17 protein-coding genes and 1 tRNA gene are annotated in these 16,282 nt (G+C 56.3%); 13 read left to right on the top strand and 5 right to left on the bottom strand.

The genetic code is table 11. The features are described from left to right. The first annotated feature begins 11 nt into the window (after positions 1 to 11). Positions 12 to 88: transfer RNA gene (locus tag FIV03_RS12990), tRNA-Met, on the top strand. Between the two features lie 41 nt (positions 89 to 129). Here the strand turns inward: FIV03_RS12990 and FIV03_RS12985 are convergent. Together FIV03_RS12985 and FIV03_RS12980 are read right to left on the bottom strand one after the other, a co-directional pair. Then, a complete protein-coding gene (locus FIV03_RS12985) occupies positions 130 to 696 on the bottom strand; it encodes a hypothetical protein (RefSeq protein WP_152509840.1) in 567 nt (188 codons plus the stop codon). Positions 697 to 1,288: 592 nt separating this feature from the next. Next, entirely contained in the window at positions 1,289 to 1,564 is a 276-nt protein-coding gene (locus FIV03_RS12980; RefSeq protein WP_152509839.1) for a hypothetical protein, read from the bottom strand. A 240-nt stretch (positions 1,565 to 1,804) separates the two neighbouring features. Here FIV03_RS12980 and FIV03_RS12975 point away from each other — a divergent pair, with 240 nt between their 5' ends. The 5 genes from FIV03_RS12975 (at position 1,805) to FIV03_RS12960 (ending at position 7,226) form a co-directional block, all read left to right on the top strand. Further along, complete coding sequence (locus tag FIV03_RS12975) at positions 1,805 to 2,752, top strand: hypothetical protein (RefSeq protein ID WP_152509838.1); 948 nt, start codon at positions 1,805 to 1,807, stop codon at positions 2,750 to 2,752. A gap of 18 nt (positions 2,753 to 2,770) precedes the next feature. Further along, complete coding sequence (locus FIV03_RS32045) at positions 2,771 to 3,175, top strand: DUF6636 domain-containing protein (protein WP_353622187.1); 405 nt, start codon at positions 2,771 to 2,773, stop codon at positions 3,173 to 3,175. A 31-nt stretch (positions 3,176 to 3,206) separates the two neighbouring features. After that, the gene (locus tag FIV03_RS12970) at positions 3,207 to 3,767 is read left to right on the top strand and encodes a hypothetical protein (protein WP_152509837.1); all 561 of its coding nucleotides are present in this window, start codon (positions 3,207 to 3,209) and stop codon (positions 3,765 to 3,767) included. 390 nt (positions 3,768 to 4,157) lie between these two features. Then, positions 4,158 to 5,354, top strand: a complete 1,197-nt coding sequence (locus tag FIV03_RS12965) for a mandelate racemase/muconate lactonizing enzyme family protein (protein ID WP_152509836.1) — start codon at positions 4,158 to 4,160, stop codon at positions 5,352 to 5,354. A 345-nt stretch (positions 5,355 to 5,699) separates the two neighbouring features. Then, positions 5,700 to 7,226, top strand: coding sequence for a phospholipase D family protein (locus tag FIV03_RS12960; protein WP_152509835.1), 1,527 nt, complete (start codon positions 5,700 to 5,702; stop codon positions 7,224 to 7,226). Positions 7,227 to 7,319: 93 nt separating this feature from the next. On the opposite strand, the gene FIV03_RS12955 is transcribed toward FIV03_RS12960, so the two are convergent. Further along, the gene (locus tag FIV03_RS12955; protein ID WP_152509834.1) at positions 7,320 to 8,006 is read right to left on the bottom strand and encodes a FadR/GntR family transcriptional regulator; all 687 of its coding nucleotides are present in this window, start codon (positions 8,004 to 8,006) and stop codon (positions 7,320 to 7,322) included. 172 nt (positions 8,007 to 8,178) lie between these two features. Between FIV03_RS12955 and FIV03_RS12950 the strand changes: the two genes are divergently transcribed. The 6 genes from FIV03_RS12950 to FIV03_RS12925 all read left to right on the top strand — a co-directional run bounded on the left by FIV03_RS12950 (position 8,179) and on the right by FIV03_RS12925 (position 13,808). Continuing rightward, positions 8,179 to 8,973: an ABC transporter substrate-binding protein gene (locus FIV03_RS12950; protein ID WP_152509833.1), complete on the top strand. Its 795-nt coding sequence runs from the start codon at positions 8,179 to 8,181 to the stop codon at positions 8,971 to 8,973. Positions 8,974 to 9,045: 72 nt separating this feature from the next. Beyond that, positions 9,046 to 9,717 (top strand): amino acid ABC transporter permease, encoded by a 672-nt coding sequence (locus tag FIV03_RS12945; RefSeq protein WP_152509832.1) that lies wholly within the window; start codon positions 9,046 to 9,048, stop codon positions 9,715 to 9,717. After that, positions 9,717 to 10,454 (top strand): amino acid ABC transporter ATP-binding protein, encoded by a 738-nt coding sequence (locus FIV03_RS12940; protein ID WP_152509831.1) that lies wholly within the window; start codon positions 9,717 to 9,719, stop codon positions 10,452 to 10,454. The genes FIV03_RS12945 and FIV03_RS12940 overlap by 1 nt, the downstream gene beginning before the upstream one ends. Before the next feature lie 27 nt (positions 10,455 to 10,481). Then, positions 10,482 to 11,765: a cysteine desulfurase-like protein gene (locus tag FIV03_RS12935; RefSeq protein ID WP_152509830.1), complete on the top strand. Its 1,284-nt coding sequence runs from the start codon at positions 10,482 to 10,484 to the stop codon at positions 11,763 to 11,765. Beyond that, positions 11,762 to 13,189, top strand: a complete 1,428-nt coding sequence (hydA, locus tag FIV03_RS12930; RefSeq protein ID WP_152509829.1) for a dihydropyrimidinase — start codon at positions 11,762 to 11,764, stop codon at positions 13,187 to 13,189. The genes FIV03_RS12935 and hydA overlap by 4 nt, the downstream gene beginning before the upstream one ends. A gap of 31 nt (positions 13,190 to 13,220) precedes the next feature. Further along, positions 13,221 to 13,808 carry a hypothetical protein gene (locus FIV03_RS12925; protein WP_152509828.1) on the top strand — a complete coding sequence of 196 codons (588 nt, stop codon included), beginning with the start codon at positions 13,221 to 13,223 and terminating at the stop codon, positions 13,806 to 13,808. A gap of 2 nt (positions 13,809 to 13,810) precedes the next feature. Here FIV03_RS12925 and FIV03_RS12920 read toward each other — a convergent pair whose 3' ends face one another. Together FIV03_RS12920 and FIV03_RS31575 are read right to left on the bottom strand one after the other, a co-directional pair. Beyond that, on the bottom strand, positions 13,811 to 14,488 hold the full coding sequence (locus FIV03_RS12920) for an SDR family oxidoreductase (protein WP_152509827.1): 678 nt from the start codon (positions 14,486 to 14,488) through the stop codon (positions 13,811 to 13,813). Positions 14,489 to 14,538: 50 nt separating this feature from the next. Further along, the gene (locus FIV03_RS31575; protein WP_023003345.1) at positions 14,539 to 14,715 is read right to left on the bottom strand and encodes a hypothetical protein; all 177 of its coding nucleotides are present in this window, start codon (positions 14,713 to 14,715) and stop codon (positions 14,539 to 14,541) included. Between the two features lie 245 nt (positions 14,716 to 14,960). On the opposite strand from FIV03_RS31575, the gene FIV03_RS12915 reads away from it, so the two are divergent. Continuing rightward, positions 14,961 to 16,274 carry an oligosaccharide flippase family protein gene (locus FIV03_RS12915; RefSeq protein ID WP_152509826.1) on the top strand — a complete coding sequence of 438 codons (1,314 nt, stop codon included), beginning with the start codon at positions 14,961 to 14,963 and terminating at the stop codon, positions 16,272 to 16,274. The last annotated feature ends 8 nt before the right edge of the window (positions 16,275 to 16,282 follow it).

Genomic DNA, 16,282 nt, shown 5'->3' with positions numbered 1-16,282 from the left:
TCGCACGGGATGGCGGAGTAGCTCAGCCGGTTAGAGCAGCGGAATCATAATCCGCGTGTCGGGGGTTCGAGTCCCTCCTCCGCTACCAAATTTTCTCAAAGCCTCTTCCAAATTTTATGTGGACTGTGGTCACAGCGTCTTTTCTGAGTAACGCGCGTTCAATGCGTTGATCAGATTTCGAAAATATTCTCGAACGCTGTCACCGTCGATGGCTTTATGGCTGTCTACATCCAGAAAGAAGGATACAGCGTCCAATACGCAACGAAAATTCATGTCTTCAGAAGATTTTGCAGTGTCGTTCACACCCAAAACAACATCAAATTCCTTCAGAGGAAGCATTATTACCAAACAGCTGTCAGACCCACCCCTAAAATAGTCCGCCTCCTCCCGCGTCATTCCAGGCAAAAAATCTTGAGCCTTTTCAAGATTAATAGCTCCGTCTATCAAAAAATCCGGACCCGAGAGAAAAAGAAAATTGGGAGCCCCATCGAGTTCAGTCGAGTAATCTCCGTAGAGCAAATATACTTGTATTACAGACTTCATAAAGCTTTGAACGTGTTCATCCTCAATATGACCCGATGCGCTTATTGGTCTGATTGAACCGCTCTTCTTTTCCGCCCCAATCCCTGATGATGTGAAACCGAGCAGTATTCCAAGAACAAGAAATGCTTTAACGCCTCCCAAAAAGCTCGCCATAGGTTAAATTCCCTAAACCTCTATTTCTACAGTTGGAATTGAAACAAACAACATCTCGAGTCGGCTAGTTGATCGAACCATTGCCTCGGCACTAACACCTCGTGAAGTACGGAACGTGCCACCCATTAGTCCGGAATGATCTGTTCTCTCTGTCATGGGTTGGACCGCTATGTAATCCCCGCATCGTGTTCGCAACATGATCACAGGCGAACTCTGCTCGCGGCCAGCGAGAGCGCGAAAGCAATTTCTCAGCTATTTGTGTCCACTCATCGCAGCCAATGGCTTAGTTTCTAAACCCGCCGAATTGATCACAACCCATTTTTTCATCAGGAACTACAAACGTCCTATGTGAGACCGACTGGAGACGGTTTGTTTGTGACGGTTGATCCGAGCGAAGCAGTTATTCGCCAGTACCGGCCACGTTGGCGATTTCGGCCCTAAAAGGTCATTGCCACGCTCATCGACAATCGTCGGTTTATTGTCTTTCGAACTTGCCAAGTGAAATTCGCGCTTGGTTAAAGCCCGACGACGAAGAATGAAACATATGCAATTATCAGGAAGATGATTTTGACGCCGTAAGGCTGCTTCATCGTCAATCTGGAAGACTGCAAAATGGCAGGCAATCTATACCTCTACCCTCAGCAACCATGTACGCTTTTCCGTCGATTTCCACCCCAAGGAAAGATGCTGCATTCCACCAATAACCGGCACCACCACCTTCTCTGGCGGCATCGCATTGTTTTCCCAGATACAGAACGGTGCCGTCCGTAAGCGTAACCGATGCTCCGTGCTCATTGCATTTAACGATTTCCTCGGCTTGTGCCGAGGTTGCGACGACAAGAGCTGCCAACAAAATGATTTTTCGCATATCAAGTTTCCAAATGAATAATCTCGAACACCCATAGATATCTTGACCATCTGTGTTCAACAACGGTGACATTAAAGCCAATCATGTGATGCAGGCTACATAAAGTAAGCTCTTCCGCAAGCTAAGATTTTTTAAAGTGCTGATGCAAGCCTTAAGAGGAACAGATATTCTTGCTTCCGCTGCCGGAACATTCAGCAACATCGACTTTAGTTTTCAGAAAATGACTTTCTTGGAGAAGACATGAAAATTTCCAAAACTCTGATCTCACTTTTATTGTTTTTTGTTGGTTTTCAGTTTCCGGCCGTTTCGCAGACGGTAAGTCCCATTGCTCCCGTTCCGGGTGATCCGCTGATCGATTATCAGATAGACAACTGTGAAGGCACAAGAGGCTTTGGCTGGCTCAAATATGAGCCCGCCGGATTGCTGCGCCTTAGCGATCTCTGTTTGAATGAAGAAACCGGAACAGCCGTTGCTGCCGAGACCTTGTATGACCTCGAGTTGACGGCAAAGAGCAGAAACGGCCGTAAGTTTGAAGACCTTGCCTCTGGTGCAAATGAGTATCAAAGGGATCGTATTGAGATCACTGGAGATCAAAATGCGCCGAATTGCACTCAAGACAACGTTGAAAGTTTCCAGTTCTGGGCAAACGATTCTTCGGTGAAACTGGTGCCGGGCCAACGAACTGCCTGGATTAATGGGTACACCATTCCAGTGACAAGTCCGGCCCCGATGAAGCCGACAGCCAAACTCTTGCTTGGAATTCGGAACATAACTCAAGCAGATACCGGTTCGAACACATTCCCCAATGGGCTCATCACAAACGGTTTTGGAGACATTTACGGTGACGGATCTTTCACCGGCGCCGATGGCTCAGTTTCCCTAATCGAAGGCGCTGGATACAACTACGGAGAAGCTCAGGGCGGACTAGCTGTTAAGTTTTCAGGTAATGGTGAGTTCACGATTAGCGGTTCCTTCACTGCCAAGAACCAGCGACTTAAGGGCCATGAAGCCAACGAAATGATCCAGATCTACGGCGATATTGTTCATTTTCGCGGACATGTTCTGGGATCCGGCGGTGAGCAACTTCTTGGGCACGGCATCGTACGAGGTGAGCTTCTGGATGCCAGTGGAAGAACTCATAGCTACCGGTCGACCGCTTACATTATCAGCTGCATGTCTTTTGAGTGATTTCACAGGAGAAGTTTAATGCGAATATTTCTGTTTATTTTTTTTCTGGTTCTTCCAGCATCCGTCCAGGCCGACGGGTTGGGCTTCATGACACCCTCGAAAAATATTTACTGTAACGGAGGAGTAACTGGCGGCGGTCATTTGTACTGCACGATTATCAATCGCAGCGGCCCCACACCTCTTCCGAAGCCCGCTTCATGCAATGGATACTGGGGACACGAGTTCTACATAGAGGCATTCGGCCGAGTGAAAATGCTTTGTAGCCAACGACCTGAAACCGTGGACTACACAGACATCGCTCACTACGGAGTGTCAGGAGAATTCGGAAGTGTGAACTGCCGTTCGGAAAAAACCGGGTTCACATGTACCAATGCTGACGGCCACGGGTTCTTTTTGTCCCGCCGGAAACAACTCGTATTTTGATTGCAAGATATTTGGGGGGGATTTGAATGTGATGAAAACCTTGTACGCCCTCTCTCTGATGTATGTAGCGTCTGTTCCCGTCAGCAGCGCCCAAGCCGAGCAAGTTGAATCCGCATGGGAAGTGTTCACTCAAAAATGTCAGCAGTTTCTCGATAATCCCAGTGAGTTTTTAGATCGGTCGGACAGAAATATTCCAAATTGGAAATGGATTATCCGCGAGGAACCAAACACCGGTTTCTTTGAGTATTTCTCAGTTCCTCCCGGAGAGAAAATGCAATTTACAGCGATAAGGCATGCAGGCGTAGAGAATGATTTTCTGCACTGCTCACTCTCGGTAGTTTCAGAAAGGCCGGGGTTAGCGGAAACGATCTCCAGACATCTTTCAACTCTTCCTGATGTTCAGCAAGTTGGGGGCGTTATCGACTTTCCGAATGAATTAGGAATGTCAAACGATCTAAAACGATATTATTCAACATCGAACAGAACTTCCCTCGCCGGTGTTTTTGATAGTCAGAATGTCTCCACTCAGGTTCGTGTCGATGATCTCGGCGGTTACTATTTTGAGGCTCATGCAGTTCGACCCTCCGAATGAGGCAGAAGGAGTTGTTGATTTGAAGTGTTTGGTAACTCCAGGCTTCTCGCTCTGCTCCTCATGGACCACTTAATGAAAGCCTAGATCTAGATCATCTTTTTTGCAGTGCACGACCGCTTCATCACCGATGCTACCATTTGTTCATCGCGCCGCGAACACCAGCTCCCCGCCCTCAATAGACCCACACTCGTCGTTAACAAACGGCAGCTTAGCAATTCAGGCCGAAACACTGCCTCTATAGAGACCGCCCCCTCATCCAATTGGACTCTGAAAATTGTCAAATTGGATATGTTGGCCAGACCAATTCCTTTCTAGCGTTCACGCAACGGCCGACTGTTCTCCTGATGCTCCTGGATCCTTCAGCAGCGCGCCCTTTTTAATGGACCGAACATGCAAGTGCTTGACCGCGTTGAACTCTACCTTGTGAAAACACCCCTGCCCGCGCCACATGCGCCCTCGTGGATCCCTGGAACGATCCGGACCCATGTCTCCATGTGCATCGTCCGGTTCATCACCGATGACGGTGTTGAAGGATGGAGCGGGTTTCCGGCTGCGGGACGCGAGCGCGCCGGACTGGGCGACCTCTTGGCCGGTCTCTTTCTCGGCCAGGATGCAGGCGACATTGATAAGCTTTCCGAGCGCATCCAGATCATGGCGGCGGGCGGCAATTTCAACTGGTGGCTTGAGCCTGCCTTCTGGGACATCAAGGCCAGGAGCGCGGGACTGCCGCTCTACAAGCTGCTTGGCGGAACGGATGACCGCATCAGGCTTTATGCTTCCTCCGGCGAACTTCGGGACCCGGGCGCACGGCGCGAGGAAGCCGAAGCCCGGCTTGCCGAAGGGTTCGACACGATGAAAATCCGTGTCCATGACTTCGATGAGGCCGTTGATATCGACCATATTTCCGATATCGCCCGCCACATGCAGGGACGGATGAGGATCTCGGTCGACTGCAATCAGGCCTTCCGCCTGACGCAGAACGGCGATGCGCCGCTCTGGTCGCTGGACAGGGCCAAGCGCTTTGTCGATGCCGCTGCGGATGTCGGCCTTGCCTGGGTGGAAGAACCGCTGTTTGGCGAATGGCACGAGGAAATCGCCAGACTGACCACCTATTCGCGCGTTCCTGTCGCCGGTGGCGAACTTCATGTCATGGGCTACAGGGAACTCGCCCGGATGATGAAGATGGGCTGCTACAATATCTTCCAGCCCGATGCCATGTGGGCCGGCGGGATTACCCAGTGCCTCAAGGTTGCCGCGCTCTGCAGGCAAGAAGGTATCAGGTTCACGCCGCATTGCTGGTCGAACGGCTTCGGTTTCATTGCAAATGCGCATGTCTTTGCCGCCAGCGGCTTTGCCGGTGAGGAGTTGTTTGAATATCCGCTCTCACCACCGGGCTGGACACCGGAAGGCCGCGACCAGATCTTCTCGCAGCCGTTCCTGCACGAAAACGGCTGGTTTGCCATGCCGCAGACACCTGGCCTCGGCTTCGAGATCAATCAGGAAACCCTCGAGAAATACGGACAGTGTTTCTTCAAGGCCAGCCGCAACTCCACGCACTGGATGCCTGAAGCGCTGCCTGCTCCTTAAAGGTCTCCCCTACGTCTGGTGTGCGCGGCTCCCTCGATCTTCGCCCCAATTGCACAGGACAGGTTTCTGCCGCCTCGGTGAGGGAAACCTCCTGCGCGGAAGCATCAATTCGAACCGTGCGTCTTTGCAGGTCATGTCCTGAAGCGCTCATGAAAAAGAAGCACCGCACGACAGGCGCCGGAGCGCGCCTGTCAATCTGCACAATGGACCGGCGTTCAGGCATGAAGTAACAATTCAGGGTAGTTGCCGATACCCCCGGTCCCTGCCTCAGTCACCAACGTCGACCCTTGACGCCGGGCGGGAACGCGGGGCCCTTGGCAACCTGTGTCTGTCATGCGGTGAACGATGCGAAGCTGGGCCTGCCTTCTCTGTCTTGCAACGCTGCTTCTGGCAGGCTGTTCGACGCTGAACACGGACTACCCGCGCGTCGAGACGAGTGCCTTTACGGCCTATCGCAGCACCTCTCTGGGCCGCCTGTTCCGGGCCGCGGAAAAAAGCCACCCGGGCAAATCCGGTGTCTCGCTCGTGACGACGGGGCGCAACGCCTTTGCCATCCGGGTGGCCATGACGGAGCTCGCCGAGCACAGCCTTGATCTGCAATACTACATCTGGGATGCGGACCAGAGTGGGCGCATCCTCGAGCAGGCCCTTTTGCGCAGTGCGGATCGCGGCGTGCGCGTCCGCCTTCTCATCGACGATATCAACGTCAACGGACGCGATGAAATCCTCGCCAGTCTGGACGCCCATCCGAATATCGAGATCCGGTTGTTCAACCCCTTCGTGAGCCGGTCCTCGCGGGTCTTCAACCTGATCGGTGACTTCGACCGCCTGAACCACCGCATGCACAACAAGCTGATGATCGCCGACAACGCGGTTGCGCTTCTCGGCGGGCGCAATATCGGCGACCACTATTTCGACGTCTCCGAGGAATCCAACTATCGCGACCTGGACATCGCCGCGGTTGGCCCGGTGGTGCGGGATGCCTCGAGCGTCTTCGATTATTTCTGGAACAGGAACTGGTCGGTGCCTGTCGCGGCCAGCGTCAACCGGACCTTTGGCGAAACCGACCTGGAAGTGGCCCGGGTGAAACTGGAAGAGACCATCGACACCGAAGGATATCCCTATCCTTTCCGCCAGAGGGTTACTGCCGTCCGCCAGTCGATGTCGGAGCTTACAAGGCAACTGGTCTGGGCACCGGCCTTTGTCGTATGGGACGATCCGGCCGATTTCATCGCGGGAAAAAGCGGCGGCAAGATCCTCAAGGCACTTGCCGGCAAGGTGGACGGACTGAAACGCGAACTCCTGATGGAAAACGCCTATTTCGTTCCCACACAGGCAGGCGCGGACAAGCTGAAGCAACTCACGGCGCGCGGCCTGAAGGTCCGCGTTCTCACCAACTCGCTCAGTTCAAATGATGTGGTTGCGGTTCACGCCGGCTATTCGAAATACCGTGCGGAACTTCTGGAAGCCGGCATAGAGCTGCATGAAGTCAGGGCCGATTCCGCCAGGGTCCAGCAAACGCTCTTTTCAACTGAATCCAAGGCCGGGCTGCACACCAAGGCGGCGGTCTTCGACGGAGCCTCGATTTTCGTCGGCAGTTTCAATCTCGACCCACGTTCAGCCAACCTCAATACGGAGATCGGCCTCTACGTGGAAAGCCCGGAACTGGCCCACCGGCTGACAGCGTTCCTGAATGAAGGCGTTTCACTGAAAAACAGCTACCGGCTCGAACTGGACGACGACGGCAGGATCCTCTGGAAGAGCGAAGAAAATGGCGAGATCGTCACCTTCACCTCGGACCCGGGATCGACACGGGGCCAGCGCTTCACTTCCGGCATCATCGCAACGCTTCCCGTCGAAGGTCAGTTGTAGGTGGGTGGAAAGCGGTAACAGGCTCCACTCCGCCAACCGCCTCGCGCCCTGCCGCTCCGATACAAGACGGAAACGGCACAGGCGTTTGGCACTTCAAGCGATCTCGAACCCGGCACACAGCGCGGTGTTGGCGACATGGCTGCGCATTGCGGTTCGGGCGGCTTCCGCGTCGCCCTTGCGCAGTTCGGCAACGATGACCCGGTGCTCAGCCAGCGAGGCCCGCATGCGCAGCGGATCCGTGATCGGGATCGGCTGGCGCTGGGTCTCCGTCAGAAGTTTCCGGACCTGATCGTAAAGGCCCGCGATCATGCGGTTCCTGCACCGCCGGGCAATCAGGTCGTGAAACTCCAGATCGGCATCCACGTTGCTGAGAAAGTCGCGATTGGACCAGGCCTGTTCCATCAGGTCGGTCAGTTGCGAGAGCCGGTCGAGATCTTCCTCCGACAGTCGCCCCGCTGCATGAGCCGCAATCTCGCCTTCAAGGACAAGCCGGGTCTCGAACACTTCCAGAAGGGAACGTTCCTCGGCGAACTTCCAGTCCGACATGGTCTTGCCCGAACCGGTGCCGACGACAAACGTCCCCCTGCCCGCTTCGGTCTTGATCAGGCCGATGGTTTCAAGGGTCAGCAGGGCTTCGCGCAATGAGGCCCTGCTGACACCGAACTCTTCCGACATTTCCCGCTGCGAAGGGATTTTCTCCCCGCTCTTGAGCGCTCCGCTGAGGATCATCTCCTGAAGCTTGCGGGCGATGCTCTGCGGAACCGGCGTACGTGTAATCATTGTGTCTTTCATGGTTCGTACGGCGCGTGTGCCGTTCTGCCTTCTTTTAGCCCGCCGAAACGCGATCAGCATCATTTTAACGCTTGCATCCCGTTTGATCGATCTGTTTACTGGTCTAACTGGTCAGACCAGTCATACCAGTTAGACCAAGAATAATCACCAGGGGAATAAAATGTCTCTTCACTCCTTCATCAAAACGGCTGCAACCGTAGGCTTGCTCACGTTTTCCTCCATGACCACCGCCATGGCCGCAGACCTGACAGTCGGCGCCAACATCGGCAACGTTCCGTGGGAATTCCAGGATGAGTCGGGCAAGACCGTCGGTTTTGAAATCGATCTTGCAACCGAGGTCGCAAACAGGCTCGGCAAATCGATCGAGTTTGAAAACATCCCGTTCAACGGGCTCTTTTCCGCGGTCCAGTCGGGCCGGATCGACATGGCGGTTTCCTCGATCACCATCACCAAGAAGCGTCTGGAATCGGTCACTTTCGCCCAGCCCTACTATGACAGCGACCAGTCCCTCACCGTTGCCGCCGACAGTGGCCTGAAATCGGTTGCCGACATGAAAGGCAAGGTCATCGGCGTCGACACGGGCTCTACCGGCGACATCTGGGCCACCGAAAATCAGGAGAAATACGGCTTCGGTGAAATCCGCCGCTACGAAGGCCTGGCCCCGGCCATGCTCGACCTGACGGCCGGCCGTATCAACGGCTACATTAGCGACATCCCGGCGCTGCTTTATTACACCAAGGACAAGCCGAACCTTGCGGTCGTCGAACGCATCACCACCGGCGAACAGTACTCCATGATGTTTGCCAAGGACGCGGAACTGGCAAGCCAGGTGAACGACGTCCTGTCCGAACTGAAGAAGGAAGGCGTCGTGGCTGACCTGCACGAGAAATGGTTCGGCTCTCGCGCCGAAGAAACCACCTCGACGGTTACCATCCTCGACATGCCCAAGCTGTAAGCAAAGCACGCGCGGGCCGCCTTCGGGAGGGCCCGCGCCTTCCCTGATTCCAGCCATTCTTCCGGACTTTTCATGGACCTCTTCGAAACGTTCTTCAACGTTCCGGTCTTCATCCGAACGTTTCCGCTCCTCATGAGCGGCCTTGTCGTAACCTTGCAAATCGGGGCAACCAGTATCGTTGCCGGCCTCGTTCTCGGGCTTTGCCTTTCCCTTGTGCGCATGTACGGATCACCCTGGATGCGTGTACCGGCCGCCATCTATATCGACATCTTCCGGTCGATCCCGCTGCTCGTACTCCTGATCGTCGTCTACTACGCCCTTCCATTCGTCGGCATCAGACTGTCGCCATTCCTGTCCGCCACACTCGCGCTGACGCTCGTGTCCGGTGCCTATACCGCTGAAATCTTTCGTGCCGGCATTCAGGCGATCCCCGTCGGACAGTTTGAAGCCTCGCGCGCACTGGGCCTGTCCTACAAGGACATGATGGTCGACGTCGTGCTGCCGCAGGCCATCAAGATCGTTATCCCGCCACTGACGAACAACTGCATCAACGTGATGAAGGACACCGCATTGGCCTCCGTCGTTGCCATGCCGGACCTTCTCAAGCAGGCAACGCAAGCCCAGGCCCTTGCCGCCAACCCCACGCCCCTGATCGGCGCTGCCATCATCTATCTCGCGTTCCTGTGGCCCCTGGTTGCCCTGGTCTCGCGCTATGAAAACCGTCTCGGGCGGAGGAGTGCGTGATGCGAAACATCATCGAAATCGAAAACGTTACCAAGCACTACGGCGCCTTTGCCGCGCTCAGCGATATAGACCTGGCGATCGGCGAAGGTGAGGTCGTCTGTGTCATCGGCCCGTCCGGGTCCGGCAAATCCACGCTGATCCGGTGCATCAACCTTCTGGAGAGCTATTCCGACAAGGGCAGCATTCGGGTCGACGGCATTCCGGTGCAGCCCGGACCGACACTGGGCCAGGTCCGCGCCGAAGTCGGCATGGTGTTCCAGTCGTTCAATCTTTTCCCGCACATGAGCGTCCTGAAGAATGTGATGCTGGCCCCCATGCGCGTGCGCAGGACGCCGGCTGGGGAGGCTGCCGCGAAGGCTCGCGAACTCCTGGCCCGCGTCGGCATTGCCGAACAGGCAGACAAGTTTCCCGGCCAACTGTCCGGCGGTCAGCAGCAACGTGTTGCCATTGCCCGCGCACTGGCAATGGAACCCAAGGTGCTCCTGTTCGATGAACCGACCTCGGCGCTCGATCCGGAAATGGTGGGCGAAGTTCTTGACGTCATGCGCCAGCTTGCCGGAACCGGCGTGACCATGGTCGTGGTCACCCATGAAATGGGCTTTGCCCGCCAGGTGGCCGACAGGGTGATCTTCATGGATGGCGGCCGGATCGTGGAAACCGGAACGCCGGCGCAGATTTTCGACACCCCGAAAGAACAAAGAACCCGCAATTTTCTAAGCGCGGTCCTCAACCACTGAAATTTACTGCCTTTGCTGGAGCCAACCATGCCAAACAATGCACAACTGGACATCGCCTGGGTCCGGGATCAATTTCCGGGACTGAAATCGGACTGGGTCTTTTTCGACAATGCCGGCGGATCGCAGATCCTCAACCAGGCAGTCGAGCGGATCAAACAGTTCCTGCTCGAAAAAAACGTTCAGATCGGCGGTAGCTACGAAGTTTCGAAGGCCGCGGCGGCAGCTCTCCTGGAAGCGCGCAAGGCCGGTCAGCTTCTGGTCAACGCCTCCCGTCCCGAAGAGATCGTCTTCGGCCATTCCACCACCGTGCTGATGCAGAACCTCGTCGAATCCATGCGCCGCCAGTTGGCGCCGGGGGACGAGGTGATCGTGAGCAACGCGGACCATGAATCCAATATCGGCCCCTGGCTGCGGCTAGAGGAATTCGGCATCAAGGTGATCTTCTGGCAGCTCGACAAGGACAGCCTCACCCTGCACCTGGATGATCTCGGCAAACTGATGAACGAACGCACCAGGCTCGTTGCGGTCCACCACGTCTCCAACATCCTGGGTGAAGTTAATCCCGTCCGCGAAATCGCCGATTACGTTCACCAGCGAGGTGCCAGACTGTGCGTCGACGCGGTCGCCTATGCGCCGCACCGGGCGATCGACGTGCAGGAACTGAACGTCGATTACTACATCTTCAGCCTGTACAAGACCTTCGGCCCGCACATCGCGATGATGTACGGCAAATATGATCACCTTCTGGAGCTGGACACGCTCTACCACTATTTTTATGGCAAGGACAAAGTCCCGGGAAAGCTGGAAGCAGGCAATCCGAATTATGAACTTGCCTATTCGCTGACAGCCATCACAGCCTATCTGCAGGAACTCGGGAAACGATGCGGAGCTCCTGCCTCGTCCGAGCCGCGCGCCCTGATCGAGACCGCCTTTTCTGCCATCGCGGCGCAAGAGATTGCCTTGACCAAGCGCTTTCTCGACTGGGCGAAGCAACACCCGGACATCACGATCGTGGGGCGTGACACGGTTGGAAACGGCAACAGGATCGCAACCATCAGCTTCACGGCAAAAGGCTGGGCGCCGGAGGCACTGTGCCGAAAGATCGACGAATATCATGTTGCGATCCGCCATGGTGACTTCCATTCCCGGCGCCTGGTCGAAGACCTCGGGCTGGCCAAAGCCGGAGGCGTCGTGCGCCTGTCCATGGTCCATTACAACACGCTTGAAGAAGTCGATCGCCTGACCAACGCCCTGGATGAAACCCTCGGTCAAAAAGCGTCCGGAACAGCACCTGTGAAAGCATCGGCATGACGGCACCCTCCTTCGACACAGTGGTGCGCGGTGGCACCATCGTCACCGCAGCCGATGTCTATCAGGCAGACATCGGCATTACGGATGGCAAGATCGTGGCGATCGGACGTGATCTGCGGGAAGCAGCCACGACCATCGATGCGACCGGCTTGCTCGTGATGCCGGGCGGCATCGACAGTCACGTCCATATCGCGCAGCCGTCAGGCGAAGGCATTGTCATGGCGGACGACTTTGAAAGCGGAACAAGGTCGGCGCTTCTTGGCGGGAACACGACGGTAATGCCTTTCTGCCTTCAGCAGAAAGGCGACACCCTGCGCGAGGCGTTGAAGGGATATCATGCCCTCGCAGAGGGCAACTGTTTCACCGACATCAGTTTTCACATGATCGTCTCCGACCCGACGCCCCATGTGCTTGGCCAGGAAATGCCGGCGCTTGCGGAAGAAGGCTATACGTCGATCAAGGTGTTCATGACCTACGAAGGCCTGCGCCTTCGCGATGACGAGATCCTGGCCACGCTGGACGCGGCCAAACGCTCCAGACAGGTCGTGCTGGTTCATTGCGAAAACGAAGATGCCATCCGCTATCTCATCGGACGGCGTGAAGCAGATGGCGACACCGCCCCGTACCACCACGCCACGTCTCGCCCGATCGCGGCAGAGCGAGAGGCAACACACCGGGCCCTGTCTCTGGCCGAAATCGTCGATACCCCGATCGTCATCGTCCATGTTTCGAACCGCGAAGCGATGGAGGAAATATCGCACGCACGGCTGAGAGGCCAGAAGATCGCCGGTGAAACCTGCCCGCAATATCTCGTTCTGACGGCAGACGATCTGGATCTTGAGGATTTCGAAGGTGCGAAGTTCGTCTGCTCGCCTCCTCCCAGAGACAAGGAAAGCCAGGACGCCTGCTGGTCCGGTCTGGAAAACGGCGTGTTCGATCTTTATTCTTCCGACCACTGCCCGTTCCGGTTTGACGACCCCAGCGGCAAGAAGACCGAGAAGGGAATGCAATCCTTCAGTTGGATCCCGAACGGCATTCCGGGTGTTGCGACCAGACTGCCGATATTGTTCTCCGAAGGCGTCAAGACCGGCCGTATCGACCTCAACCGCTTCGTTGCGCTGACGTCCACCAACCATGCCAAGCTGTATGGTCTCTATCCGCAGAAAGGCACCATCGCGATCGGTTCGGATGCCGATCTGACCCTGTGGGATCCGGAACTCAGGAAAACCATCACCAACGATGACCTCGGCCATGGCGCCGACTACACGCCTTACGAAGGCATGGAGGTGACCGGATGGCCCGTGAAGGTTCTTCTGCGCGGCGATTTGGTGATGGAAAAAGGTGTGCCCGTTCTTGGCAAGGGCCGGGGCAGGTATTTTCCCCGTAAACGAAGCAATCTGATCAACGGCGAAACCAGCCTGTAAGTCCTGCCCGGCATCATTCGGCGTGTCGCTGTTGGCGGCTGATGATGCCGGGCCACAAACCGGAAAAAGAAACGCAGACCATTACACCCGGGAAGGGATCTGGATTGACACCGACGGTCAGGTCGGCGAGGATTTTCAGATGATCCGAATGTCTGCTTTAGCCTCCCGGCTAAAAAGGCGGCTCCTGCCTGTCGACAGGCCGCCTGATCAGTTAGTGGGTGATCCGGACGCCCCGTATATTTTCCGCTGGCGCTTGTGGCCGAAGAACCCGCTCATCAACGCGTATTTACACAATGTCGTACGGGCTGACGACGAGGCAGCCCTGCACGACCACCCCTGGCCGAGCGTGTCGATCATGCTGGCCGGCACCATCGACGAGACTTTCGCTGCCCGTAAAGGCGAGAAGGTGCGCAAACTGCGTGCCGGAGATGTCGTACTCCGTAAATCCCGCTTCGCGCACCGTCTGTCTCCTGTCCTCACCGAACCGGCCTGGACCCTCTTCATCACCGGGCCCCGCGTCAGGGAATGGGGCTTTCATTGTACCCAGGGCTGGCGCGACTGGAAGACATTCGTCGAGGCCAGAAAAGGTGGCAAATACAACGGTTGCGACGATCCATAGGATTATTCGGAAGGCGTCTCGTCCAGAATGACATCGGATCCGGCGCAACCGGCTGCCCGCTGCAGGATCAGCTCATGAATGCATTGGGCAACATGTGCGGGCGGAAGCCCGGCGCCACCGGGCTGAAGCTGCAACTGGCCCGGTATGACGGTGTGCAGGGCAATACCCAGTCCCTCCACCTCTGGCCGCAGGGCCTGGCCGAACGCGATCATTCCCGCCTTGGCTGCGCTGTAGACAACGGCTTCAGTAACGGGCTGAACACCGGCGGTAGAGGCGATCTGCACGACGACGGCGTTGTCTGAAAGCTTCAACGCCGGAATGGCGGCGTGGGTCAGAAGGATAGCGGACTGAAGACTGGTTTCCAGCACGCGCAGCAGCAGCTCCGGTGAAGACGGAGTGAAGGGCTGGAACCCATATGTAGCCGCACCATGGATCAGGACGTCGAGCCCGCCCATTGCAGTTGCCGCCTGCTGGACAACAGTTTCGGGTGTGGTTTTTGAAGAGAGATTTGCTTCAATGATATGGGCGGTTCCGCCCCTGGCGTGTATCTCATCCGACAATTGCCGAAGAGACTCCGCACTGCGCCCAACCAGGGCAAACTCGAATTCCGGGCTGGCAAGGCGTTCGATCAACGCTCGCCCAACCCGACCACTTGCGCCTGTCAGCAAAATTCGTGACATGCGTTTATTGGTACTGATTCAACCGGGAAGCCAAAACGGCGGGCCCGGTATCAGCGACCTGTGGTTTTATCCTCGTCGCAGCCAAATCCGACCACACGACCTGCTTCTTGCCCCGTCAACTGGCGCGGCGTGGAGCCGGCAAGTGCAACGGTTTCCGACGGATCGACAAACTCGATGTCGGCTTCAACTTCGGTATTGCGCTCGATATTTGCTTTCGCTTCAGACATATCTAGTGCTCCTTGTTTGCAATTTGCAGTTTCAATCCTGCACTCATACCTACTAGATTGTCCAGAGCGATCTCGCGATGTGGTGAATTTTCTGAAAGCGACTTCAGCTGTCAGGCGGCGATAGACTGATAATCTGCAACCGGAAACGATCAACAGGAAGACTGCGTGTCGAAGGCAACTGACGGGCTCGAATTTCAACGAAAGCGGCACGTTTTGGCGTGGATGCCGAGATGGCGGGTCTCTGCATGACATCGAGACCGGTGCAATTGGCCGTCATCAGCATAGCCGGCTACGGGTTGGCTCTCCTGACGAACCTGCTTCTGTCCAACATACTCGGGACAGAGCTCTTCGGAGACTATCAGGTTGCATTCGCCCTCTTGTCCCTGCTGGCCTCCCTGTCACTGTCCGGAACGGATATGGTGGCTTCGCGCTACCTTCCCACCATGCGCCGGGCGGTGAATCTCGAGGGTATTCGGGCTTACTGTGCCTGGAACCGCAGCCGGATACGCTTCGGCTTTTCAATCATCCTGTCATTCTATGCAGTGTTTCTGGCAATCGCACTTGCAACACACCTGGCCGATTACAAGCGCTTCGAAGAGTACCATCTGGCTTTTCACAGTATCTGGATTGCCCCGATTGCCGCACTGTCGCTTCTGACCGACCGATATCTCGTTGCCAGCGGGTACCCGCGAACCGGGAGCATCCTGGGCTCGCTGGTCCTTCATCTTGTGCTGCTTTTCTGTGTCGCCGCGGCAGTGTACGGGCTGCGGCTGTCGGTCTCGAGCAGCAGCGTCATGATCGGCATCCTCGTGGTATCGTTTGTGTTCCTGGGGCTCCTGCATGCCGTCATCTTTCGGACCGTTGAGCCCGAGATATACGGTGCATGGTGGACACCGGCGCGGGGCGCATCCCCCGAACACCACAGGGCCTGGTCACGGACCAGCAATCGAATGCTGATCATGCGGGTCAATTCACTGATGTTGTGGCACCTCGACCTCTTCATCGTCGAAATCGCCTCGCCGAACGAAGCCGCCACAAGTTTGTATGCGGCAGTCCTGCTGGTGGTGCGTATCATGCAGCTTGTCCCGACCACCATATCCTTCATGATCCGCCCCTTGTGCGGTGCTGCCGCCGATGACCGGTCGCAATGTCCCAAATTGCAAAAGGCAATCAACGAGTCGAATGCCGTCGTCCTGGGGGCCTGCTCGCTGCTCCTGGCCGGAATGCTTATCGGTGGACATTTCATTCTGAATGCATTTGGCCCGGGGTTCTCCGAAGCAACGACCGCACTCGCGATGGTTGCTGCCGGAGCCTTCATTGAAGCCTTGACGCGGCAGTCCGTCGTGATGCTGCAGACCATGGGGCACGAACAGGTCGCGACCCGCATCTCGACGGTCAGTCTCGTTATCGTGCTCGGGGGCGGGTTCATCGCCACTTACCTCTTTTCATACAACGGCATGGCCGCCGTGACCGGTTTGGTCTTGGCGGGCAAGGGTTTGATATCCTATGCTTTTGCTCGAAGGCGGCTTCCGGAGATCCGTCCCCTGAGCGTCATTTGAAACAACGC

Origin of the sequence: Labrenzia sp. THAF187b, from assembly GCF_009363375.1 — a bacterium.
GTDB classification, from domain to species: domain Bacteria; phylum Pseudomonadota; class Alphaproteobacteria; order Rhizobiales; family Stappiaceae; genus Roseibium; species Roseibium algicola.
Note: the sequence above shows the minus strand (reverse complement) of the source record. Positions and strands in the feature narration are given on the sequence as shown.